Source organism: Nonomuraea sp. NPDC052265, from assembly GCF_044547985.1.
Taxonomy (GTDB): domain Bacteria; phylum Actinomycetota; class Actinomycetes; order Streptosporangiales; family Streptosporangiaceae; genus Nonomuraea.
This window is the reverse complement of record NZ_JBIUBJ010000011.1, coordinates 174478-195745: the sequence shown is the minus strand read 5'-3', so window position 1 is coordinate 195745 and position 21268 is coordinate 174478. Positions and strand designations below refer to the sequence as shown.

Sequence of the window (21268 nt, the reverse complement as noted above, 5' to 3'; positions counted from 1 at the left end):
TGATTTCGTGCCTGCCAGGCAGGGAACCGAGAGCAAGCACGCGTCAGGAGCGGGGAGTGCGGACACCGGCGGCGAGGGGCCGCCGCGAACGAGCTCCGCGGACCTCCCGGCCGCTGCGGTGGCCGGGGTGGGGCTGCGCCTGATGACCGAGCTGACCGGCAAGGAAGCCGAGTCGGTCACGCTGGTCGAGCCGGCGGAGGACGGATGGCTGGTCGGCGTGGAGATGGTGGAGGACCGCCGGATCCCGTCGTCCGGTGACACCCTGGCGCTGTACGAGATCGAGCTCGACATGGCAGGCGGCCTGCTGTCCTACCGCCGGGTGCGCCGCTACAAGCGCGGCAGCGGCGACCTCGCCGAGGGCTCGCGGTGAGCGCCGGCGTGCGGCAGAGTCCGTACGTCCCCGGGTCCTCGTTGCAGTCGTCGCACGGCGGTCGCGAGTCGGCCAACCTCGGCGACATCCTGGAACGGGTGCTCGACCGGGGCGTGGTGATCGCCGGCGACATCCAGGTGAACCTCCTCGACATCGAGCTGCTGACGATCAAGCTGCGGCTGCTCATCGCCTCGGTCGACACCGCCCGCGAGATGGGCATCGACTGGTGGGAGCACGACCCGTGGCTCACCGGCGGCACCCAGGAGCTGGCGAAGGAGAACCGCAAGCTGCGCCGCCGGCTCGCGGCGCTGGAGGAGATGGTGTCCGCGCGGGTGGTGCAGAGCGGCGGGGCCGCCGCCGGTCACGGTCCCGAGGCGGTCGAGCGTGGCCACTGATCAGGGCGTCTACCTGTACGCGGTCACGCGTGACGAGGGCGCGGGGCCCGACGCTCTGACGGGCGTGGCAGGCGCGCCCGTGCGCCGCCTCGCGCATCGGGGTCTTGCCGCCTTCCTCAGTACGGTCTCGCTGGCGGAGTTCGGCGAGGAGGCGCTGCGGCGCTCGATGGAGGACCTGGCCTGGCTGGAGGAGACCGCGCGCACCCATCACCGGGTGGTGGAGGCCATCGCCCGCCTGCGGCCCACGGCCCCGGTGCGGCTGGTCACCGTCTACACCGGAGAGGCGCAGGTACGGGAGCTTCTCGACGAGCGGCACGAGCAGTTCACCTCGGTGTTGTCGCGGGTGACGGGCCGGCAGGAGTGGGGCGTCAAGGCGTACGCCGTCCCGGGCGCCGCCGAGCCGGCGGCCGATCCGGTGGACGGCCCGCAGGGGGCGTCGCCGGGGGCGGCGTACCTGAACCGCCGCCGGGCGGCCCTGCGCGGACGCGAGGCCGACTGGCGCCGGGCCGCCGAGCACGCCCAGGCCGTGCACGAGGCGCTGATGGACGTCGCCGTCGTCGGCCGACGCCACCGCGCCCAGGACCCGCAGCTGTCCGGGCGGCGGGAGCAGATGGTCCTCAACGGCGCCTACCTGGTGGACGAGGACCGCGCCGCCGAGTTCACCCGGCTGATCGAGGACATCGTCGAGCAGGGCGTCGCCGTGGAACTCGTCGGCCCCTGGGCGCCCTACTCCTTCGCCGCGCTCGACCAGGAGGGTGAGGCGGCGTACGGTGACGGCTCCTGAGCCGAGAGGAGGCCGGCTCGCCGCCGAGGGCCGCCTGCCCCAGCAGCGGGTGGCGCTCGTCGACCTGCTGGACCGCCTGCTGGCGGGTGGGGCGGTGGTGACGGGTGACCTCGTGCTGTCCATCTCCGGCATCGACCTCGTACGGATCTCCCTGAGGGCCTTGCTGGTGAGCGTCAGGGAGGGCGACGCGGTCGAAGGAGGGATGCGACATGACGGGCCGGACTGACGGGCGGACACGTGGCGAATGGCGGCTGGAAACGGACGCCGACTCGGTGCAGCGTGACCTGAGCCGCCTGGTGCTGACGCTGGTCGAGCTGATCCGCCAGCTCGTGGAGCGCCAGTGCGTGCGCCGGATGGACAACGGCGACCTGTCCGAGGAGCAGCTTGAGGCGGTGGGGCTGACCCTGATGCGGCTGGAGGAGGCCATGGCCGAGCTGTGCGACCGGTTCGGCCTGTCCCCCGCCGACCTCAACCTCGACCTCGGCCCCCTGGGCACCCTGCTCCCCTCGGACTGACCCCGCGTTCACCGGGGATGCTCTCAGGGGCGGGAGGGCGGTGTTCGGTGAGTCGTGCACCCCGCAGAACAGCGCGACGGCGCGGCGTCCAGGGGCGGCATCGGGTAGCGCCGCACGAGCTCTTCGGGCCACCGGTCGTCGATGCGGTAGAGGTGGATCGAGGAGCTCTGTCTCGGTCGGAGCCGAAGCATGCCCCGGGCGGCTGGACGTACCGTCATGTCCACGTCACGGAGCTCCGCCCAGGAGATCCACGTGCACCCGTGCACGGCGGCATCCAGGCGCGCGGCGTCCTCGTAGTCGGCGCGGACCGGTTCCGACACGTCGTCCGGCAGGCCGCGACCCGCCGCGACCGGCACCCAGCCGAGCCGGTCGCGGACGCCGAAGAGGCAGGCGAACGACTCGTAATCCTGGTCGTCGTAGAGCGGGTGGAGGGGGATGGAGACGGCCGTACACGGGTCGCCTTCGTACCGGTTCTCGTGGGCGGGTGGGTGACGGGCCTCGATGAAGCCGTAGATGTCGGTGCTCATGCGGAGAGGGTAAAGAACGACGCCTCCGGTCAGGGAAGGGGACGGTTCGTGTGCAGGTGGAGGTCGCGCAGGAGGCAGACCTCGGACAGGTGGTGGATGAGCTCGCGGTGGATGTGCAGGACCAGGTCGGCCATGGGGGCCTCCGGGTAGGGCTCCTTGTCGCCGACGGGCACGCGGAGCCCGTCCTCGCCGAGGGCGCGCACGCCCGTCAGCCACCGCTCGACCTGCGTGTCGAGCTGGTCGAGCGCTGTGGCCGCGCTGCCGGCGTACTCCCAGGTCTCGTACGAGGCCGGCGGCGCCCCGAAGTGCGCGGCGTTGCGGACGGCCAGGACGCCGACGATGACGTGGCCGAGCCGCCAGGCGATCGTGGTGAAGGCGGCTGGCACCGGCTGGGGGAAGGCGAAGTCGATCGTGAAGTCCCCCGCCCCGGCCTGTACGGGCGCGGCCGAGGCGCCGCGCGGCCGTACGCTCCAGGCGTCCGGCACCGGTGACCAGAAGTACTCCTCGTCGGTCAGGCCGTCGAGCCGGGCCCTGAGCTGGTGGTTCCAGTGGAACTCCCACTGCTCGCGCAGCGTGCGGTTCCAGTCGAGCGGGTGTGCGTCCATGAGCCCACGGTGACACCTCTGGCGGACAGGATCGGTCCGCTTTCTGGCAAGGTGGCGGCATGGACCAGGCGGGCTTGGAGGAGCGGGGCACGACCGAGCGGGTGCTGACCCTGCTCGGCCTGTTGCAGCAGCGCCAGGTGTGGACCGGCCCCGAGCTGGCCGAACGGCTCGGCGTCACGCCGCGCACGGTACGCCGTGACGTGGAGCGGCTGCGCGCGCTCGGCTACCAGGTGCACGCCGGCCAGGGCATCGGCGGCGGCTACCGGCTCGGGGCCGGCCAGGACCTGCCGCCGCTGCTGCTCGACGACGAGGAGGCGATCGCCACCGCCGTCTCGCTGCTCGCCGGGGCGGACGGCGCGGTCGCGGGCGCCGGTGACGCGGCGATCCGGGCGCTGGCCAAGCTCGACACGGTGCTGTCCGCCCGGCTCCGGCACGAGGTGGGCGCGCTGTCGGGGGCGGTGGAGTCGTTCGGCGGGGGGCGTACGCCGGTCGATCCGGAGGTGCTCATGACGCTGGCCAGGGCGTGCCGGGACGAGGTCGAGGCCGGTTTCGACTACCCGTCAGGAGGGCGGGTGGGGCGGCGGCGGGTCGAGCCGTACCGGCTGGTGGCCTCCGACCGGCGCTGGTACCTGCTCGCCTACGACCTCGACCGGGACGACTGGCGCAGCTTCCGGGTGGACCGGATGGCGGGGGTGTCCGCGCGTACCTGGCGGTTCCGGCCGCGCCCGGCGCCGGACGCGGCGGCGTACGTGCAGGAGGGCGTGGCCAGCCGGGTCTACCGGCACCAGGCGCGCTTCCTCGTGCACGCCCCGGCCGCCACGGTACGCGCCCAGATCCCGGCGTCGGCGGCGGTCGTACGGGAGCGGGGCAGCGACCGGTGCGAGGTGGTCAGCGGCGGTGACAGCCTCGACTTCGTGCTGCTGCACGTGCTCCTGCTGGGCCACGACTTCGAGGCGCTCGACCCGCCGGAGCTGGGGGAACGCTGCCGGGAGCTGGCGCGCAGGCTGCTGTCGGCGGGGGGCGGCTAAGCGGTCGGGGTGACGGGGGCGGTGTCGAGGGTGAAGGTCTCGACGATCTCGGTGCAGGTGCCGTGCTCGCCCATCACGCACAGCGCCAGGGCCGGGTAGGTGGCGGTGAAGGCCGACGGCTCGGCAAGGAGGCCCAGGTCGAGCGAGTGGTCCGGCTGCTGGAGCCGGGTGAGGGTGATGTGCGGGCGGAACAGGTCGCCGATCTCGTCGTAGCCGTAGAGGTCGAGGTTGGCGCGGGCCGTGGGCGGCGCGGTGAGCCGGTGGTCGGCCAGGACGCGGCCGACCGGGTCGCGGCGGCGCAGGCCCGTGCGCAACGGGTTGAGCGCGGTGACGACGTCCTGCTGGAGCCGGGTGATCGCGTCCGTCTTCCGGAAGAACAGCTCGACCATGCCGTGGTCGTTGGCGGCGAAGGACTCGCCTTCCAGGGACATCGCCGAGGTGCGCCGGCTGAGGTCGTGCAGCAGCGCCACGGCCTCTTTGAGGCGGTCGGGGGTGAAGTTGGCCATGTAGAGCGAGATGTGCGGGTAGAGGTCGTCCTCTCGCAGGACGAACTCGGTCGCGGTGGCCTCCGCGCAGCGCCGGCTCAGGCGTACGGCCTGGGCGTTGACGTCGTGCGGCGGCAGCAGGACAACGTCGTAGACCGGGAGATCGCCCATAGGGGACGAGTGTAGGACGCCCCGGGGGTTCCACGCGCGAGCGGCCTGCCGCCGCAGGGCCAGCCGCACGGCCGGGAACGCGAAGGCGGCCAGCGGCACCAGCAGGAACACCGCCCCGGCCACGCGCTGGTCGGCCAGGGGGTCGGGCACCCCGGGCGGGGCCGCCAGGGAGAACCAGTCCGCCGCGACCGCCGGTCCCACCAGCAGGTACGTCCCCAGCCCCAGGTACGCGACGCCGGCCACCGCCAGCAGCCGGACCCGCGCGGCCCACGGGAACGGCCTGGGCAGCGGGTCGAGGTCGAGCACCGCCCAGGCGACCAGCAGGCCGACACCGGCGGAGACGGCCATGGTGACCAGGTGGGGCGCGTACCCGGCGAGCGACCAGGGCAGCCACGCCGTCCCGTACAGCAGCAGGAGCAGCAGCGGGACGGCGGCCGTCAGGAACGCGGGACGGGTGAGACGCCGCCCCAAGGCGCGCTCGCCGAGCGGCCCGTACTGGGAGCCGGGGCCGGTGGCCCGCGCGGCCAGGGTGAGCGGCGCGCCCGCGCACAGCAGGAGCGGCGCGACGACGGCGAGGACGACGTGCTGCACGGCCTGGGCCGACGACATCGCCCGCGCGTAGCCGCCCACCCCGCCGACCAGCGCGACCGCGGCCAGGGCCAGCCCGGCGTGCCAGGAGAGCGTGCGGAGGACCGGCCAGCCGGGCACCCGGCGCAGGCCGGTCAGATAGCCGGCGGCGGGCAGCGCCAGCAGCAGCAGGACGAGCGGGTCGAGCCGCACCTCGCTGAGCAGCGCGCCGGGCGAGAAGGGCGCGAGGGCGTATTCCAGGACGGGATGGTCGTGCCCGCCACCCGCGCCGGGCGGCGGCGGGGTTCGCGAGAGGCCGACGGCCAGCCCGGTCGCCGCCACCATCACGGTCACCTCGCCCGCGGCCAGCCGGACGAACGTGCGGCGCACCCTGCGATCGGCCACGCCCTCGACCGTACGGAGACGATGCCGCCGGCCGAACCAGGCCAGCACCGCCAGGGCCGCGACCTTGGCCAGCAGGAGCAGGCCGTACCGGCTCAGCCACAGGTCGGAGAGGGTGTCGAGGCGTACCCAGGCGCTGACCAGGCCGGAGAGGGCGACCGCGGCGAAGCAGCACAGCGCGATCGTGCTGAACCGGGGCAGGACGACCCGCAGGTCCGCCGAGCGCCGGAAGTGCAGCAGCACCGCGCCCAGGCCGCCCACCCACACCGACACGCCCAGCAGGTGGGCCATCAGCGCGGACACGGCGATGTCATGGTCGGCCGCCGAGGCGGCATGGCCCACGTAGGCGGGCGGCAGCAGCCCGAACGCCGCCACGGCGAGCGGCACCCAGGCGGGCAGCCGGCGGACGAGCGTGGCCACCGCCACGGCGAACGTGGTGACCAGCACCACCAGGAGCGCCTGGGTCTGCGGGAGGGACGTGCCGAAGTCGAGCATGCCGGGCTCGGCGAGCAGGCTCGCCACCGGCATCGGGATGAAGCTTGACAGCGTGAACACGTAACCGGCCAGGGCGGCGACCGCCCACCCCAGCGCCCACCAGCCCGCCGCGCGCAGGCACCGCGCCGACTCCGGCGAGCCGCCCGGGGCCAGCACGGACGCCGCCAGCAACGTCCCCACGCAGGCCACCGCGCACAGGTCGAGGGCGAGGCGGGCCAGCGGCAGCCCCCAGTCGGTGACCGGCCCGGCGGTGGGCAGCCCGAAGACCTCCACCGTGCCGGCGCCGCCGCCGAAGCGCAGCACCGCGACCAGCACCAGGACGCCCACGCCGACCGCGAACACGGCGTACGTCCGTGCGGAAGCTCTCATAGCCGACCCGCCACGTCGCCCGAGGCCAGGAACCCGGCCGCGCCGCCCGGGGCGGGCGCGGTCCCCACATGCTCCCACAGGGTCCCTGCCCGGACCAGGCGCGGCGATCGTCTGCTTCAGGCGCATAGGCGAAGGTACGCAGCCCGACCGGCCCCGGTTCAGCCGCCCGGGGCGCGGATCAGTCGTGCAGGCGCAGGAGCGTGACCGCCTGTTCGCGCATCTCGACCTTGCGGATCTTGCCCGTGACCGTCATCGGGAACCCGTTGACCAGGTGGACGTACCGGGGGACCTTGTAGTGGGCCAGGCGGCCGGAGCAGAAGCGCCTGACCGCCTCGGCGGTCAGCGGCTCGGTGTCCGCGCGCATGACGATCCAGGCCATCAGCTCCTCGCCGTACTTCTCGTCCGGCACGCCGATCACCTGGACGTCGGCGATGTCGGGATGTGTGTACAGGTACTCCTCGACCTCGCGCGGATAGACGTTCTCGCCGCCGCGGATGACCATGTCCTTGATCCGGCCCACGATGTTGACGTAGCCCTCGGCGTCCATGGTGGCCAGGTCGCCGGTGTGCATCCAGCGGGCCTCGTCGATCGACTCGGCCGTCTTGTCCGGCTCGTTCCAGTAGCCGAGCATCACCGAGTAGCCGCGGGTGCACAGCTCGCCCGGCTCGCCCCGGGGCACCGCGAGCCCGGTCTCCGGGTGCACGATCTTCACCTCCAGGTGCGGCATCACCTGGCCGACCGTCTCGGTACGCCGTACCAGCCCGTCGTCGCGGCGGGTCATCGTGGAGACGGGCGAGGTCTCGGTCATGCCGTAACAGATCGCGACTTCGCTCATGTGCATCTCCCCGATCACCCGCTTCATCACCTCGACCGGGCACGGCGAGCCCGCCATGATGCCGGTGCGCAGCGACGACAGGTCGAACTCGGCGAAACGCGGATGGCCCAGCTCGGCGATGAACATGGTCGGCACGCCGTACAGGGACGTGCACCGCTCGGCCTCCACGGCCCGCAGCGTGGCCTCGGCGTCGAAGCCGGGCGCGGGCAGCACCACGCACGCGCCGTGCGAGGTCGCGCCCAGGTTGCCCATGACCATGCCGAAGCAGTGGTAGAGCGGCACCGGCAGGCAGACGCGGTCGGCCTCGGTGTAGCCGACGCCCTCGCCGACGAAGTAGCCGTTGTTGAGGATGTTGTGGTGCGACAGCGTCGCGCCCTTGGGGAAGCCGGTCGTGCCCGAGGTGTACTGGATGTTGATCGGGTCGTCGAAGGACAGCGTGGCCGCCCGTGCGCGCAGCTCGGCGGGGTCGGCGCGGCGGCCGGTCTCGACCAGTTCGTCCCAGCCGGGTTCGCCGATGAACACCACCTGGGTGAAGCCGATCTCGGCGAGCATCGCGCGGTAGTCGCTCGTCTTGTGCTCGACGGCGCTGACCAGCAGCCGCATGCCCGACTGGCGGACGACGTAGTCCAGCTCGTGGGCGCGGTAGGCCGGGTTGATGTTGACCAGGATCGCGCCGATCTTGGCGGTGGCGTACTGCGTCAGCACCCATTCGGCGCAGTTGGGGGCCCAGATGCCGACCCGGTCGCCCTTGGCGAGGCCCCTGGCCAGCAGGCCGAGTGCCACCTCGTCCACCGCGGCGTCGAACTCCGCGTACGTCCAGCGCCGCCCGCTCGCCATCTCGACCAGCGCCTCGCGGTCGGCGTACCGGGCCGCGGCGCGTTCCAGGTTCTCCCCGATCGTCTCGCCCAGCAGGGGGAGCGTGGAGACGCCGGACGCGTAGGAGAGCAGTGAGTCACCCATGCCGGAAGCATCCGCCAGGGCGGTGAGGCACGCTACCCCCGTTCAGGGGTAGCCGCGGGTGGCCGGCCGCGTGCCATGCTGGTGACATGGCGGTGACACATCGTCCGTCGAGTGCCCTGGCCCCGCAGGCCGCCGTGCTCCTGCGGGCCGCCCTCACCCGGATGCGGCACGTGGTCGGGCTGCCCGTCCTGTTCGGCGGCGCGGCCGCGGTCCCGGGCGGCGCCGTGCGGCTCACCGAGCTGACGGGCGTCCGTACGGACGTGCTGCGCGGGCTGGCCATCCACACCGGCAACGGCCTGGGCGGCCGGGTGCTGGTCACCGCCCGGCCGGGCAGCGTCGAGGACTACGTCACCGACTCCCGGATCAGCCACGAATACGACAAACCGGTGGCGGTGGAGGGCCTGCGCGCGATCGCGGCCGTCCCCGTCGTGGTGGGGGAGACGGTCTACGGCCTGCTCTACGGCGGTGTCCGTGAGCCGCTTCCGCTCGGCACCCGCGTCCTCGACGGCATGAACCAGATCGCCGCCCGGCTCGGCGTCGAGCTGGCCGTACGCGCCGAGGTGGAGCGGCGGGTCGTGGCGCTGGAGACGGCCGCCATCACCGGCGCCGCCCGCGAACGGCCCGCCGGCCCCGAATGGGAGCAACTGCGCGAGGCGCACGCCGAGCTGCGCTCGATCGCCCAGGAGGTCGCCGACCCGGTGCTGCGCGAGCGGCTGCAGGGCGTCTGCGACCGGCTGAGCTCGCCGAACGTCGGGCCCGTCCCGGCCAACCCGCTGTCGCCCCGGGAGCTCGACGTGCTCTCCCTGGTCGCGGTCGGCTGCGGCAACGCCGAGGTCGGCCTGCGGCTCGACCTGAAGCCGGAGACGGTCAAGAGCTACCTGCGCAGCGCGATGCGCAAGCTCGGCACCCACACCCGGATGGAGAGCGTGGTCTCGGCCAGGCGCGCCGGCTACCTCCCCTGACACCCCGGCGGGTTTACCAACAACGGACGATGACCGACAGCGCCATCGACCGGTTCCGGGTAGTCCCCCACCATGACTGCTTGGACGAACGACGAACTCGACCGGATCGCCGCCGCCGAGGAACTGCAGATCGCGTCCCTGCGCGGCGACGGCGAGCTGCGCCGCCCGGTGACGATCTGGGTCGTCCGCCTGGGTGACGACCTGTACGTCCGGGCCGTGAACGGGCGCGACGGCACCTGGTTCCGCGGCGCCCAGGAGCGGGGCAGGGGCCGGATCCAGGCCGGGGGCGTCGACAAGGGCGTCACGTTCGCCGACGCCGACCAGGAGCTCAACGACCGGATCGACGCCGCGTACCGGGCCAAGTACCGCCACTACCCGGAGAGCATCGTGGACTCGGTGGTCAGCGGGCAGGCCCGCGCCGCCACGATCAGGCTCGTGCCGCGCTCCTGACCCACCCGGCAACGAGAAGTCCGAAGGCCGCCAGCGCCCGGCCGCCACCGGCGGCGACAGTGGAACGCATGAACACTGTCGTGGATCAGCACGTCCGCATTGAACCCAACATCCTCTACTTCGGCACTCCCGTCGTCCTGATCTCCACCCTGAACGAGGACGGCACCCCCAACCTCGCCCCCATGTCGTCGGCCTTCTGGCTCGGGTGGCGCGGCATGCTGGGGCTCGGGGCCAGGTCGAAGACGTCCCAGAACCTGTCGCGGACCGGCGAAGGCGTGCTCAACCTGCCGTCCGACGCCCTCGCCCCGCAGGTGGACCGGCTGGCGCTGACCACCGGGAGCGACCCGGTGCCCGAGCGCAAGTACCAGCGCGGCTACCGGTTCGTGCCGGACAAGTTCCGGCGGGCCGGGCTGACCGCCGTCCCGTCGGAGACGGTGGCCGCGCCCAGGGTGGCCGAGTGCCCGGTCGCCATGGAGGTCGTGGTGGAGGAGAGGCATCCGATCGGCGACGGCGGGGTGCTCGCGTTCGAGGTTCGGGTGCAGCGCGTCTGGGTGCACGAGGACATCCGACTGAAGGGGACCGACGACCACATCGACCCCGACGCCTGGCGCCCGCTCATCATGAGCTTCCAGAAGCTCTACGGACTGGGCCCGCAGGTGCACCCGTCCACGCTGGCCAGCATCCCGGAGCGGCACTACCGCAGCGCCGACCTCGAACGGGCCCGTACCCTCTAGAGGCTCTCCAGCAGCGGCAGCCAGGTGCGGCCGGCGCACAGCTCCATGATCCGCGCCCGGGGCAGCCACTCCGCGCCCGTGCTCTCCGACCCCGCCGGCGGCGCGGTCGCGGCGCCGGGCGTGGCCAGCCGGGCCCGGAACATCACCATGTACGTCAGCGCCGCGTAGCGGTAGCCGGCGGGAGCCGGGGCCAGAAGCTCGACGCGCTGCCAGGCGAACACCGACAGGGCCGACGGCTCCAGGAGAAGGCCGGTCTCCTCCCGGAGCTCACGGGCCGCGGCCTCGGTGGCGCTCTCTCCGGCCTCCAGGTGGCCGCCCGGCACGTCCCAGCCGCGTCCCACCCGGTCGACGCACGTCAGCAGCGTCCTGCCGGTGCTGTCGGAGACGAACGCGAAGGCCGAGGTCGTGCCGTCGGCGGGCGGGAGGGCGGAGGAGAGGATCACGTCGAGGCGGTGCTCGACGGGGATCCACGGCACGGCGCAGGAGGCCACCACTTGTGTCATGCCCCCATTTCACACGCCCTTCCGCATGGCCCGGTTGCCCAGGTACAGCCCGATCGCGGCGACCGCGCAGGCCGACGCGGTGCCGTACAGGACGGAGGGGTTCGCGAGGTCGCCGGAGAACAGCGCGCGCTGCGCCTCAACGATGTACGTGACCGGGTTCGCCGTGCCGACGGCCCGCAGCCACCCCGGCGCGGTGTCCAGGGGGAGCAGCACGCCCGACAGCAGCAGCAGGGGGAACAGGATCGACTGGCTGACGATGTAGAACAGCGTCCCGCTCGGCGCCGACCGGATGGCCAGGACGAACGAGAACGCCCCCAGCCCCACCCCGAAGACGGTGAGCTGCGCCAGCCCCGCCAGCACGCCCGCCGGATACAGCTCGAACCCCAGCGGGACGGCCAGCACGATGATCAGCACGGCCTGGGCCAGCAGGACGACCATCGCCTTCATCGCCCGGCCCACCAGCATCGCCGTCCGGTTCAGCGGCGTGACCAGCATGCGTTCCAGCGAGCCGCCGATCAGCTCCACCAGCAGCGTGTAACCGGCCGACATCGGCCCGGTCAGGCACATCATGACCAGGATGCCCGGCACGAACCACTGCCACGACGAGCCCACCGCGCCGTCCAGCAGCGCGCCGAACAGGAACAGGAACAGCAGCGGCTGGCCCATCTCGAACAGCAGCGCGACCGGCGCGCGCAGGGCCGGCCGGAACTCGCGGGCGAAGACGGTGGCGGTGTCACGCAGGAAGGTCGTCATCGGTGAGGCTTCTCCCGGTGAGAGTGAGGAACACGTCGTCAAGGGTGGGGCGGGCGGTCTCGGCGGCGGTCACCTTGATCCCGGCGGCGTCCAGCGCGCGCAGGCATCCGGGGAGCGCGGCGGGCGCGTTCGCCACCCGCAGGCGCATGGTGAGGCCGTCGGCGAGGCCGCCGGTCAGCTCGGCGGCCCTGGCGGCGTCCTGAACGGTGTCCGTGGTGACCGTGACGGTGTCGCCCGCCAGGTCGTTCTTGAGCTGTTCTGCCGTGCCGTCGGCGATGATGGTGCCGTTGTCGATGATCACCACCCGTTCGGCCATGTCGTCGGCCTCCTCCAGGTAGTGGGTGGTGAGGAAGAGCGTGGTCCCGTACGCCTCGCGCAGGCGCAGGATGTGCCGCCAGATGTCGGCGCGGCTCTTCGGGTCGAGGCCGGTCGAGGGCTCGTCGAGGAAGAGCAGGTCGGGGCGGTGGATGAGGCCGAGCGCGATGTCCAGGCGGCGGCGCTGGCCGCCGGAGAGCGTGCCCGGCGTGCGGTTGGCCAGGTCTTCGAGGTCGAGCAGGCGCATCAGCTCGCCGGCCCGCGCGACGGCCTCGGGGACGTTCAGGCCGTAGCAGCGGCCCTGGGTGACGAGCTCGTCCCGGACGCGGAAGTTCTCGCCCGCGCTGTTCTTCTGGCCGACGTAGCCGATGCGGGAGCGCACAGCGGCCGGGTCGCGGGTCACGTCGTGGCCGGCGACGACGGCGGTGCCGGAGGTGGGCGGGAGCAGGGTCGTGAGCAGGCGCAGGGTGGTGGACTTGCCGGCGCCGTTGGGGCCTAGGAAGGCGACGAGCCGGCCGGGTTCGACGTCGAGGTCGATGCCGCGTACGGCTTCGACGGTCTCCTTCTTCATCGTGAACACTCGGGTGAGGCCCCGGGTGTGGATCATGAGTGGTCGCCTCCTGGGCATGGCGAAGAAGCCCCTGGTCAGGGGTCCTTTCGGGGATCGGTTCAGTCTGAGCCGGGCGGTAGCGATTTGGCAAACGCGAATGTGACGTTCATATAAGGCGCTGACCTGCGGAAACGCCGTCGCCGGAGGTGGGTTCGGGAGGCTGATTTCCGGGCCGCGACATGGGGTTTCACGCTTTTTCGCGGAGAGACGTGATATTTCCGTGCTTGCGGTGTATGTGGTGGCTCCGCAATGATCTCCGGCGTGAAAAGTCTGTGGTTAATTGCGGTAATTGCCGCGGTCGGCATGACAGGGGTCGCGGAGGCGGCCGACGGTGTTCCCGGTGTCGACGTCAGCAACTGGACGGGCGACGTGGACTGGGAGAGCGTGGCCTCCGGTGGCGGCAAGTTCGCGTTCGTGCAGGCCACCGAGGGTACGAACTACCGCAATCCACGATTCGACGCACAGTTCGGCGGAGCCGCGACCGCCGGTCTTCTGCGCGGCGCTTATCACTTTGCGCAACCGCATGAATCCGATGGGACAGCGCAGGCCGAGTATTTCCTGCAGAACGGCGGGAACTGGACCAGCGACGGTCAAACGCTGCCCGGTGTGCTCGATATCGAGGACAACCCGTACAAGGACAAGAACGGCAAGAACAACTGTTACGACCTGTCCGCCGAGGACATGGTCACCTGGATCAAGGACTTCACCAAGAAGTACCGGCAGCGGACCGGCCGCGACGCGATCATCTACACCACCACGAGCTGGTGGCAGACCTGCACGGGCAACTCCGCGGCGTTCAAGGCCGGCCCGCTCTGGCTGGCCCGCTGGGGGAGCGACCCCGGCGAGCTGCCGAAGGGCTGGAAGAGGCACACGTTCTGGCAGTCGGCGGAGAAGGGCTCGCTGGCCGGCGGCCAGAACTCCTTCAACGGCACGGAGTCCCAGCTCAGGTCGCTGGCCAACCCGCCCGCCCGGGTGTCGGTCTCCGGCCTGGTCAAGGGCAGGAAGCTCTACCGGGTCACCGTCGCGAACACCGGCCCGCACCCCGTCGAGGACATCGTGATCTCCGGGCGCGCGTACGGCGGGCAGAAGGTGGTCAAGGCCCCCGGCTGCAAGTTCAGCGGTACGGCGGTGCGCTGCGTGATCGAGAAGCTGGACCGCGGTCAGAAGGCCGCCTTCACCTTCACCACCAAGCCGAAGCCGACGGGCCAGGTCGGAGTGGTCGTCAAGGTAGGAACGGTCACGCTTGACCTCAAAAGCTAATAAATCGCGCTAGGTAGGATAAATCCCGGGATCTCGGCCTGAGGGAGAAACGGGTGGCGCGGCGGCGGTTGGGCATGGCGGTGGCCGCCCTGCTCGTCGTCCTGCTGGCCGGTACGGCGTCCATGCCGTTGTCGACGTTCGTGCCGTCCAGGATCGTCCGCATCGCGTACGAGATCGAGCGGTACGACATCACGTACTCGTGGGGCGGCGGCCATGGCGCGCGGCCCGGCCCCACGAAGGGCACCTGCCAGGGCTACAGCGGCCGGATCAAGCCCTGTCCGGCCGCCCGGACCCGCGGCCTCGACTGCTCCGGCCTGGCCCGATGGGTGTACGCCCTGGCCCACGGCACGGACGTGCTCGGCCCCGGAAACACCGACGACCACGTACGCAGGATGCGGCCGGTGGAGCGGGCGCTGCCCGGCGACTTAGTCTTCTTCGGAAAAATCACGAAAAATAAGATCAAGACGCATCATGTGGGCATCTATCTGGGCCGTGGGAAGATGATGAACGCACCTGAGACGGGGGCTCCGGTGCGTATTGACGATATCGGGCGAAGGTCGGACTTCGCGGGCTTCTACCGGTACTGAAAAAGGGTGCCATGCTCCAGTTACACCTCCTTGGACCGCTCCACGCCACCCTGGACGGCCGCCGGCTCGACCTCGGTTCGGCCAGGCAGCGCGCCGTGCTCGCCCGCCTGGTCGCCGCCGACGGCCAGGTCGTCTCCACCGACCGGTTCATCGAGGACCTGTGGCAGGGGCAACCCCCGCCCAAGGCCCTGGCCGCGCTCCAGGTCTACGTCTCGAACCTGCGCCGCGTCCTCGAACCCGACCGGCCGCCGCGCGCCCCCGCCGGCGTGATCGTCAGCGCCCCGCCCGGCTACCGGCTCTGCCTGCCCGACGAGGCCGTGGACGCCTGGCGGCTGCCCGGCCTCATCGACGCGGCCGGGGCCTCCCTGAAGCGGGGCGCGGGAGCCGTCGCGCACGACCTGCTCGACCAGGCGCTCGGCCTGTGGACGGGCCCCGCCTACGCCGAGTACGCCGAGGAGTGGGCCGCGCCCGAGGCGGCCAGGCTGGCCGAGCTCAGGCTCATCGCCGTCGAGTACCGGGCCGAGGCCGCGCTGCTGATGGGCCGCCACGCCGAGGCCGTGCCCGAGCTGCGCGTCCACGCCGACGCCCACCCGCTGCGCGAGAACGCCGTCCGCCTGCTGGCTCTGGCCCACTACCGCTCGGGCAGCCAGGCCGAGGCGCTGGCCGTGCTGCGCCAGGCCCGCGAGAGCCTGGCCGAGGAGCTGGGCGTCGATCCCGGCCCGGCCCTGCGCGCGCTCGAACAGGACATCCTCCGCCAATCCGACTCCCTGCACGCGCCCGAGGTCGTCGAACGCGTCCAGGAACGGCCCGTGGTCACGCCGGAGCCTGCGATCGTGGGCCGGGTCCGCGAGCTGGCCGCGCTGCGGGAGGAGGCCGCGCGGCCCGTCCGGAGCACCGTCTGGCTGGGTGGCGAGCCGGGCGCGGGCAAGAGCGCGCTGGCCGAGGCGTTCGCGGCCGAGCTGACCGAGCGCGGGTGGCGGGTCGCGTTCGGACGCTGCCCGGAGATCGACGGCGACGCGCCGCCCGCCTGGGCGTGGAGCGAGATCGTCCGGCAGCTCGCCGCCGTACGGCCGCCCTCCGCCGCCGACGCGGCCCGCCTGGCGCCCCTGCTGAACGACGGCGTCGCCATCCAGAACCAGTTCCAGCTCGCCAGGGCCGTGGCCGGTTACCTGGCGGGCTGCGCGCCCCTGCTCGTGGTGCTCGAAGACGTCCACCGGGCCGACGGCGAGACCCTGCACCTGCTGCGGCACCTGGACCCCGCCGCGCGGATCCTCGTCGTCGCCACCTACCGCCCGGCCGAGACCACCGAGGACCTGACCGCCACCCTGGCCGCGCTCGCCACCGGCAGCAGGCACGTGGAGCTCGCCGGGCTCGACGAGGCAGCCGTCGCCACGCTGCTCGAACGCCACTCCCAGCGCACCGGCCTCGACGCCGCCACCGTCCGCACGGTCCTGGAGCGCACGCTCGGCAACCCGCTGTTCGTCTGCGAGATCGCCCGCCTCCTGGCCTCGGAGGGGCCGCAGGCCGCCGAGGCGCTGCCGCCCGGCGTGCGCGACCTCATCCGCCGCCGCATCACCCGCCTGCCCGCGACCGCCCAGACCGTGCTGCGCAACGCCGCCGTCGTCGGCAGGGACGCGGACGTGGACGTGCTGATCGCGCTGCACGACGGCGACGAGGACACCGTCTTCGACGGCCTGGAGGCGGGCGTCATGACGGGCCTGCTGGCCGAGCCGGGACCCGGCCGCGTCAGGTTCACGCACGTCCTGGTCAGGCAGGCCCTGTACGAGGACACCGCGCGGATCCGGCGTACCAGGCTGCACGGGCGCGTGGTGTCGGTGCTGGAGCGGCTGCGGCCGAACGACGTGGCGGCCCTGGCGCACCACGCGCTGGAGGCGGCCGCGCCGAGCGCGGTGCGGTACGCCAGGGCGGCGGCCGTACAGGCGTCGGGCCTGCACGCGCACCGCGAGGCGGCGGCGCTGTGGCGCGCCGCGCTGGAGTTCGCCACCGACGACGGCACCCGGCTCGACCTGCTGTGCGGACTGGTTTCGGCGCTGGGACACGCGGGCGACGTGCTGGGCGCGCTGGCCGCCAGGGCGCAGGCCATCGAGCTCGCCGCCGCCCGCGGCGCGCTCGCCCGCGCGCTGACCTCGTACGAAGCCCCCGTGGTCTGGACGATCCAGGTGGACTCCCTCTACAACAGGGAGTTCATGGAGGCCGTCGAGCGCGAGCTGGCCGCCGGGCCCGACGACGAGACGCGCTGCCGGCTGCTGGCCGCGCTCGTGTTCGAGCTGGAGGGGCACGACGACGACCGCGTGGACGCCGCCGGCGCCGAGGCCGTGGCCCTGGCCCGCCACCTGGGCCGTCCCGACCTGCTCTGCCTGGCGCTCAACGCCCGCTACTTCGCGCTGCTCAGCCCCGAACGGCGGGACGAGCTGGAGGCCGTCGGCGCCGAGCTGCTGGAGCTGGGCCGCACCCACCGGCTCGTCGGCTACCTCACGCTGGGCCACTGCGCGCTGCTCATGGCCGCCCTCGGACGCACCGACCTGGAGGCGGCCAGGCGGCACGCCGACAGCGGCGTGGCGGTGTCCACCAGCGGCCAGCTCGGCATGTCGCTGGCGATCCTGGCGCTGTTCGGCGCGCTGCGGAAGCTGGTCGAGGGCGAGTTCGACGAGGCGGAGGCCGTCTACACCGGGCTCACCGAGCAGATGGCCGAGCGCGGCGGCGTCAACGCGCGGGCCATGGGCGCTCTGAGCAGGTTCGCCGTCCGGATGGCCCGCGGGAACGTCCGCGACTCCCTCGACGAGCTGGCCGCCATCCGGGAACGCGTGAACAGCGACACCATGCACGAGATCTACGCCGGGGCGCTGGCGGCCGCGGGCGAGCTCGACGCGGCCCGGCGGGTGTGGCGGCCCGAGGCGTGGCTGCCGCGCAACTACTACTGGCTGATGTGGCAGGCGATGCGCGGTCAGACCGCCGTCGCCCTGGAGGACCGCGAGGTGGCCGCACGGTCCTACCGCGTCCTGCTGCCGTGGGCGGGCGAGCTGGCCGGGATGAGCAGCGGGTCGATCACGCTCGGGCCGGTCGCGCTGGTGCTCGGGGACCTGGCCGAGCTGCTCGGGCTGCCCGCCGACGACCACTACGCGCAGGCACTGAAGGTGGCCGAGCGCGTCGGCTCACCCCACTGGGCGGAGGCGGCCCGCCGCCGCCGGTCGGCCCGCTGACCGTCCCGGAGGGCTCACGGTGTGCCGAAGATGAGGGCCTGGCGACGCTGGTGACCGCGCCGCATGAGCGCGAGCAGCACCACGAGCACCGGCCCGGCCAGGCGCCGCAGCTCGGCCAGCTCCTCCGGTTGGGCGTACTGGGCGATCCTGGGCAGGTCGAAGCGGGCGTCCCCGCCCTTCCGGACCTCCGTCTCGACCTTCTCCCAGTCGGCCTCCGAGACGTACTTGGCGACGACCGGGAAGATCAGCCGCTCCTCCTCCTCGATGTGCTCGTCCAGGAGGTCGGCCAGCGCGGTCAGGGACTTGGCCATGCGCCGGGCCGCCTGCCCGTCGGCGCCGAGCTGCGCCGACGCCGTCGTGATCTCCTCCAGCAGCGGGTCGAGCGCCGCGTGGTCGTCGGTCAGGTCGCTCAGGTCCACCTCGGCGCCCGCCGAGCGCACGATGACCGGCCAGAGCACGTTGTCCTCGGCCTGGTGATGGTGGTGGATGCCCGCGCAGAGCTTCGCGGTGAACGTCGCGATCGCCCGCAGCCGTTCCTGACCGGCCCGCTGCTCGCCGGCGGCGATCGCGCTCATCACCGCCGCCAGCCGGCGGGTGTCCCCGCGCATGGCCCGGTGCGTGATGCGGAAGCCGAGCATGTTGGGTGCCATTTAGGTGCTCCTCTTGTCGTGTGGGCACCAGCGTCCGCAATGGCTCTTAGACAGTTCTTGGTGCTGACTTGTGCCGACTTGGCATGGCGGTAACGCGTGTGGCCGGACGGAAATTGAGAGACCCGGCGGCTAGGGTGTGCCGCTATGGACAGGCGATGGGTCGGCCTCGACGGTGTCGAGGTCGTGCCGGTGGTGCGGGCGGGCCGGCAGGTGCTGCGGGTGCTCAGGAACGGGTGGCTGGTCGCCGACTGTCGTTCGGTCGAGGAGGTGGCCGGGCACGTCGACCTGGCCGATCTGTGCGAGGTGGTCGATCTTGCCGCGCGCCGCCGATCCGCCGACGCGATGGAGGTCCGTACGAGTTCGCATCATGGCTGAGTGCCGTGTATGGTTACACCTGTCCGCAGCGAGCGGACAGGCCCCTATAGCTCAGTCGGCAGAGCGTCTCCATGGTAAGGAGAAGGTCAACGGTTCGATTCCGTTTGGGGGCTCTTGTAAAGAGCAGGTGTGACGCCCGGACCAAGATGACTTGGGGCCGGGCGTTTTTCGTTGTCCAGGCCGAAGCGCGCTGACGCCTGTTCCGGACCTTCAGCCGGCGCCAAGAAGGCGCCAAGCGCGGGCGTGTTCCATGACGGTCATGAGAAACATGTTCGCGGCCCGGGGCGTACGCCGGGCGCTGGCTCTGACCCTTCTGTCCGTCTCGACCGTGCTGACGATCAGCATGGCGAGCAGTCCCGCCTACGCGTGGAACCCGGCGAACGACGGCTGGTACAAATGCCAGATCGACGGCAAATGGATGTGGTGCAAGGACCTGTAGGTCCTCACGTCCTGCTCTTCCGGCGGCCGTCGACGGCGCCGCGCATGATGTGATCATCAAGGCGAACTCGTCCCACGGGATCATGTGGAGGTGACATTGAAGCCATGGAAGGGCAGATTGGCGGTTACCGCCATCATGCTGGCGATTTTCGCTGTCCTTGGCCTGGCGGCACTCCTGTGCGTGTTCATCGTCTTCAGCGTCGATTTCGAGTGATCAGGGACATGGCGTTGGCGCAAGCCCTGCCGTGCCCGCCCGGAGGGGGCAGCCGCGCACGAACCCGGTGGGCCTTCCCGGTCACAGCACTCTACGCAAAACGGACAAAAGCATAGATTGCGGGCTGGCGGGCAGTGGGCCGGTGAGGGTTGGTTGCCCATCCACGAAAGCTCCGGACGTGGGGAAGCGTCCGGAGCTTTCGCGTGTCCGGCGTTCCGTCGGCAGGCGGTCTCGTCCAGGGGCGGGTAGGCGAAGTGACGCCTGTCGGAACGCCCGGCCCCCCGCCGACCGGGGAAGCGTCGGCGGGGAGAGCGTCGGGCGGGAAAGCGGCGGAACGGAGCCTCCGGTGGGGTAGGTCGAGAACCCCTCAGGAGCTAGGGCAGCGCTTCCAGGCAGGAGGTCAGTGTCTCGCCTCCGGGTAGGGCGGGGCCGTCGGTTGGCTGCGCGGTGGGCCGGCCGGATCCACCGGGAGGCGTGGCGCTTTGATCGGGCCGTCCAAGAGGTGCGGTGCTCCGGCCAGGCCCTCCGGGAGGCGCGGTGCCGGGTTCGGTGAGGTCCTCGAGGAGGGCGGTGTACGGCTGGCTGGGGTGGCCGAGGGGAGCGGGGGCCGGTAGGCGGGGGTCTTCGAGAGGTGGGATGGTCGGCGAGAGGGCCGTTCTGGTGAGTTGGAAGCCGGTCGGGGGCATGCGGGCGATCCGTACGCGTTCCCAGGCCCGCTCCCATTCGGGCACCTGACGCTCGGGCACCCCGCAAGCCCGCAGGAACGTCACCATCACCGCCTTCCTCGGAAACCGGCATCCGGCCAGCATGTCCGCGCAGGTCGCCCGGGGAAGCCGGGGCCCGCCCGTCCTGTCCGCCCGCGCCTGGAGCTCCAGCAGCGACACGTCGGCCCGCGCGAACTGCTCGGCCAGGAGCCTCACGAGGCCCTCATGACAGTTCACCGACTCGACGCCGGGTTCCGCGCCTTCCTGGTCCTCGCCCATCGCCCCTCTCCCTGACCGGCCTTGTCCTGCCCGACAGTGTACGAACGATGACCGTACGTGTCCGGCGGGATTTCGGTGGCGTCCGAGTCAGGCTCGCATGTGGACGACTGCGGACGAGCCTGTCCGCCCTGCTGCTGGACACCGGCGTCTGGTCGCTTTCCTGGCATTCGAGCGCAGAGCAGCGACGAAACCCCTAGCAGAACGGGCAGAAGAGTAAGACGACATGAACAGGAAGCCGGCCCTCGCCGCCGGTATTGCCGCCGCCCTTTCCGGCCTTGTCATCCCGTCCGCTCCCGCCTCGGCCGGCAGCCTGCAGCCTGCAGTGCAACAGCGGCCGGGCCCCGGAGGACGGCTACGTCGGCCGTGCCGACTGCCACAACCGCACCGGACAGACCTGGGTGTACCGCGCCGTGATCACCTGCGACTGGAGCCCGGACGTCGTCGGCCCCTGGGTCACGCTCGGCCCCGGCGCCTCCGCCGCCGGGCGCGGTTTCTTACTGCGTGCCTGGTCCAGGCGTTCGCGTGGGCAAGGGGCGGCTGCTAGTGTGGCGATGGCCTCCGCAGGTGATTCCCCAGGCGATACCTGGGTGGCATGATCGGATTTCGATTGTCGGAGGTACCTGGGGCATACTGGTAGCACCCCACCCGATCAGGTGAGTTACTAATGTGCTCCCAGCTTCGGGTATCCTCTACGGGCCGGGAGTT

24 protein-coding genes and 1 tRNA gene are annotated in these 21268 nt (G+C 72.1%); 16 read left to right on the top strand and 9 right to left on the bottom strand.

Annotation, left to right across the window (positions count from 1 at the left end):
* Positions 1-7: 7 nt before the first annotated feature.
* The 5 genes from ACIHAD_RS29755 to ACIHAD_RS29735 are packed head-to-tail and all read left to right on the top strand — an operon-like array spanning position 8 to position 2064.
* Complete coding sequence (locus ACIHAD_RS29755) at positions 8-370, top strand: gas vesicle protein (protein ID WP_397357934.1); 363 nt, start codon at positions 8-10, stop codon at positions 368-370.
* Positions 367-765: a gas vesicle protein gene (locus tag ACIHAD_RS29750; RefSeq protein ID WP_397357933.1), complete on the top strand. Its 399-nt coding sequence runs from the start codon at positions 367-369 to the stop codon at positions 763-765. The genes ACIHAD_RS29755 and ACIHAD_RS29750 overlap by 4 nt, the downstream gene beginning before the upstream one ends.
* Positions 755-1549, top strand: a complete 795-nt coding sequence (locus ACIHAD_RS29745; RefSeq protein WP_397357932.1) for a GvpL/GvpF family gas vesicle protein — start codon at positions 755-757, stop codon at positions 1547-1549. The genes ACIHAD_RS29750 and ACIHAD_RS29745 overlap by 11 nt, the downstream gene beginning before the upstream one ends.
* A complete protein-coding gene (locus ACIHAD_RS29740) occupies positions 1536-1775 on the top strand; it encodes a gas vesicle protein (protein ID WP_397357931.1) in 240 nt (79 codons plus the stop codon). Before ACIHAD_RS29745 ends, ACIHAD_RS29740 begins: the two co-directional genes overlap by 14 nt.
* On the top strand, positions 1759-2064 hold the full coding sequence (locus ACIHAD_RS29735) for a gas vesicle protein K (protein WP_397357930.1): 306 nt from the start codon (positions 1759-1761) through the stop codon (positions 2062-2064). Before ACIHAD_RS29740 ends, ACIHAD_RS29735 begins: the two co-directional genes overlap by 17 nt.
* A gap of 23 nt (positions 2065-2087) precedes the next feature.
* Here the strand turns inward: ACIHAD_RS29735 and ACIHAD_RS29730 are convergent, their stop codons facing one another.
* Both ACIHAD_RS29730 and ACIHAD_RS29725 read right to left on the bottom strand, forming a co-directional pair.
* On the bottom strand, positions 2088-2591 hold the full coding sequence (locus ACIHAD_RS29730; protein WP_397357929.1) for a hypothetical protein: 504 nt from the start codon (positions 2589-2591) through the stop codon (positions 2088-2090).
* A 29-nt stretch (positions 2592-2620) separates the two neighbouring features.
* Positions 2621-3196, bottom strand: a complete 576-nt coding sequence (locus ACIHAD_RS29725) for a DinB family protein (RefSeq protein WP_397357928.1) — start codon at positions 3194-3196, stop codon at positions 2621-2623.
* Positions 3197-3255: 59 nt separating this feature from the next.
* Here ACIHAD_RS29725 and ACIHAD_RS29720 point away from each other — a divergent pair, with 59 nt between their 5' ends.
* Positions 3256-4224: a helix-turn-helix transcriptional regulator gene (locus ACIHAD_RS29720; protein ID WP_397357927.1), complete on the top strand. Its 969-nt coding sequence runs from the start codon at positions 3256-3258 to the stop codon at positions 4222-4224.
* On the opposite strand, the gene ACIHAD_RS29715 is transcribed toward ACIHAD_RS29720, so the two are convergent.
* Complete coding sequence (locus ACIHAD_RS29715) at positions 4221-6713, bottom strand: bifunctional copper resistance protein CopD/cytochrome c oxidase assembly protein (protein ID WP_397357926.1); 2493 nt, start codon at positions 6711-6713, stop codon at positions 4221-4223. The two genes, ACIHAD_RS29720 and ACIHAD_RS29715, sit on opposite strands and share 4 nt — an antisense overlap.
* Positions 6714-6891: 178 nt before the next feature.
* On the bottom strand, positions 6892-8508 hold the full coding sequence (locus ACIHAD_RS29710; RefSeq protein WP_397357925.1) for an AMP-binding protein: 1617 nt from the start codon (positions 8506-8508) through the stop codon (positions 6892-6894).
* 86 nt (positions 8509-8594) lie between these two features.
* Here ACIHAD_RS29710 and ACIHAD_RS29705 point away from each other — a divergent pair, with 86 nt between their 5' ends.
* From ACIHAD_RS29705 to ACIHAD_RS29695, 3 genes are all read left to right on the top strand, one after another.
* Positions 8595-9470, top strand: a complete 876-nt coding sequence (locus ACIHAD_RS29705; RefSeq protein ID WP_397357924.1) for a LuxR C-terminal-related transcriptional regulator — start codon at positions 8595-8597, stop codon at positions 9468-9470.
* A gap of 72 nt (positions 9471-9542) precedes the next feature.
* Positions 9543-9920, top strand: coding sequence for a DUF2255 family protein (locus tag ACIHAD_RS29700; RefSeq protein WP_358289818.1), 378 nt, complete (start codon positions 9543-9545; stop codon positions 9918-9920).
* A 68-nt stretch (positions 9921-9988) separates the two neighbouring features.
* Complete coding sequence (locus ACIHAD_RS29695; RefSeq protein WP_397357922.1) at positions 9989-10654, top strand: flavin reductase family protein; 666 nt, start codon at positions 9989-9991, stop codon at positions 10652-10654.
* Here ACIHAD_RS29695 and ACIHAD_RS29690 read toward each other — a convergent pair.
* Genes ACIHAD_RS29690 through ACIHAD_RS29680 form a run of 3 tightly spaced genes read right to left on the bottom strand, consistent with a single transcriptional unit; the run spans position 10651 to position 12832 of the window.
* Positions 10651-11157: an NUDIX hydrolase gene (locus tag ACIHAD_RS29690; protein ID WP_397357920.1), complete on the bottom strand. Its 507-nt coding sequence runs from the start codon at positions 11155-11157 to the stop codon at positions 10651-10653. The two genes, ACIHAD_RS29695 and ACIHAD_RS29690, sit on opposite strands and share 4 nt — an antisense overlap.
* A 9-nt stretch (positions 11158-11166) precedes the next feature.
* Positions 11167-11910: an ABC transporter permease gene (locus tag ACIHAD_RS29685; RefSeq protein WP_397357919.1), complete on the bottom strand. Its 744-nt coding sequence runs from the start codon at positions 11908-11910 to the stop codon at positions 11167-11169.
* Positions 11891-12832 carry an ATP-binding cassette domain-containing protein gene (locus tag ACIHAD_RS29680; protein ID WP_397357918.1) on the bottom strand — a complete coding sequence of 314 codons (942 nt, stop codon included), beginning with the start codon at positions 12830-12832 and terminating at the stop codon, positions 11891-11893. Before ACIHAD_RS29680 ends, ACIHAD_RS29685 begins: the two co-directional genes overlap by 20 nt.
* Positions 12833-13084: 252 nt before the next feature.
* On the opposite strand from ACIHAD_RS29680, the gene ACIHAD_RS29675 reads away from it, so the two are divergent.
* The 3 genes from ACIHAD_RS29675 to ACIHAD_RS29665 are packed head-to-tail and all read left to right on the top strand — an operon-like array spanning position 13085 to position 17903.
* The gene (locus ACIHAD_RS29675) at positions 13085-14095 is read left to right on the top strand and encodes a lysozyme (RefSeq protein ID WP_397357917.1); all 1011 of its coding nucleotides are present in this window, start codon (positions 13085-13087) and stop codon (positions 14093-14095) included.
* Positions 14096-14148: 53 nt separating this feature from the next.
* Positions 14149-14682: a C40 family peptidase gene (locus tag ACIHAD_RS29670; RefSeq protein ID WP_397357916.1), complete on the top strand. Its 534-nt coding sequence runs from the start codon at positions 14149-14151 to the stop codon at positions 14680-14682.
* Positions 14683-14693: 11 nt separating this feature from the next.
* Positions 14694-17903 (top strand): BTAD domain-containing putative transcriptional regulator, encoded by a 3210-nt coding sequence (locus ACIHAD_RS29665; RefSeq protein WP_397357915.1) that lies wholly within the window; start codon positions 14694-14696, stop codon positions 17901-17903.
* 14 nt (positions 17904-17917) lie between these two features.
* Here the strand turns inward: ACIHAD_RS29665 and ACIHAD_RS29660 are convergent, their stop codons facing one another.
* Positions 17918-18553 carry a hemerythrin domain-containing protein gene (locus ACIHAD_RS29660; RefSeq protein WP_397357914.1) on the bottom strand — a complete coding sequence of 212 codons (636 nt, stop codon included), beginning with the start codon at positions 18551-18553 and terminating at the stop codon, positions 17918-17920.
* 144 nt (positions 18554-18697) lie between these two features.
* On the opposite strand from ACIHAD_RS29660, the gene ACIHAD_RS29655 reads away from it, so the two are divergent.
* The 4 genes from ACIHAD_RS29655 (at position 18698) to ACIHAD_RS29640 (ending at position 19580) form a co-directional block, all read left to right on the top strand.
* Positions 18698-18928 carry a transposase gene (locus tag ACIHAD_RS29655; protein WP_397357913.1) on the top strand — a complete coding sequence of 77 codons (231 nt, stop codon included), beginning with the start codon at positions 18698-18700 and terminating at the stop codon, positions 18926-18928.
* Between the two features lie 40 nt (positions 18929-18968).
* Positions 18969-19041: transfer RNA gene (locus tag ACIHAD_RS29650), tRNA-Thr, on the top strand.
* Positions 19042-19187: 146 nt separating this feature from the next.
* Positions 19188-19367, top strand: coding sequence for a hypothetical protein (locus tag ACIHAD_RS29645; protein WP_397357912.1), 180 nt, complete (start codon positions 19188-19190; stop codon positions 19365-19367).
* A 90-nt stretch (positions 19368-19457) separates the two neighbouring features.
* The gene (locus tag ACIHAD_RS29640; protein ID WP_397357911.1) at positions 19458-19580 is read left to right on the top strand and encodes a hypothetical protein; all 123 of its coding nucleotides are present in this window, start codon (positions 19458-19460) and stop codon (positions 19578-19580) included.
* A gap of 374 nt (positions 19581-19954) precedes the next feature.
* Here ACIHAD_RS29640 and ACIHAD_RS29635 read toward each other — a convergent pair whose 3' ends face one another.
* Positions 19955-20563: a hypothetical protein gene (locus ACIHAD_RS29635; protein WP_397357910.1), complete on the bottom strand. Its 609-nt coding sequence runs from the start codon at positions 20561-20563 to the stop codon at positions 19955-19957.
* Between the last annotated feature and the right edge of the window lie 705 nt (positions 20564-21268).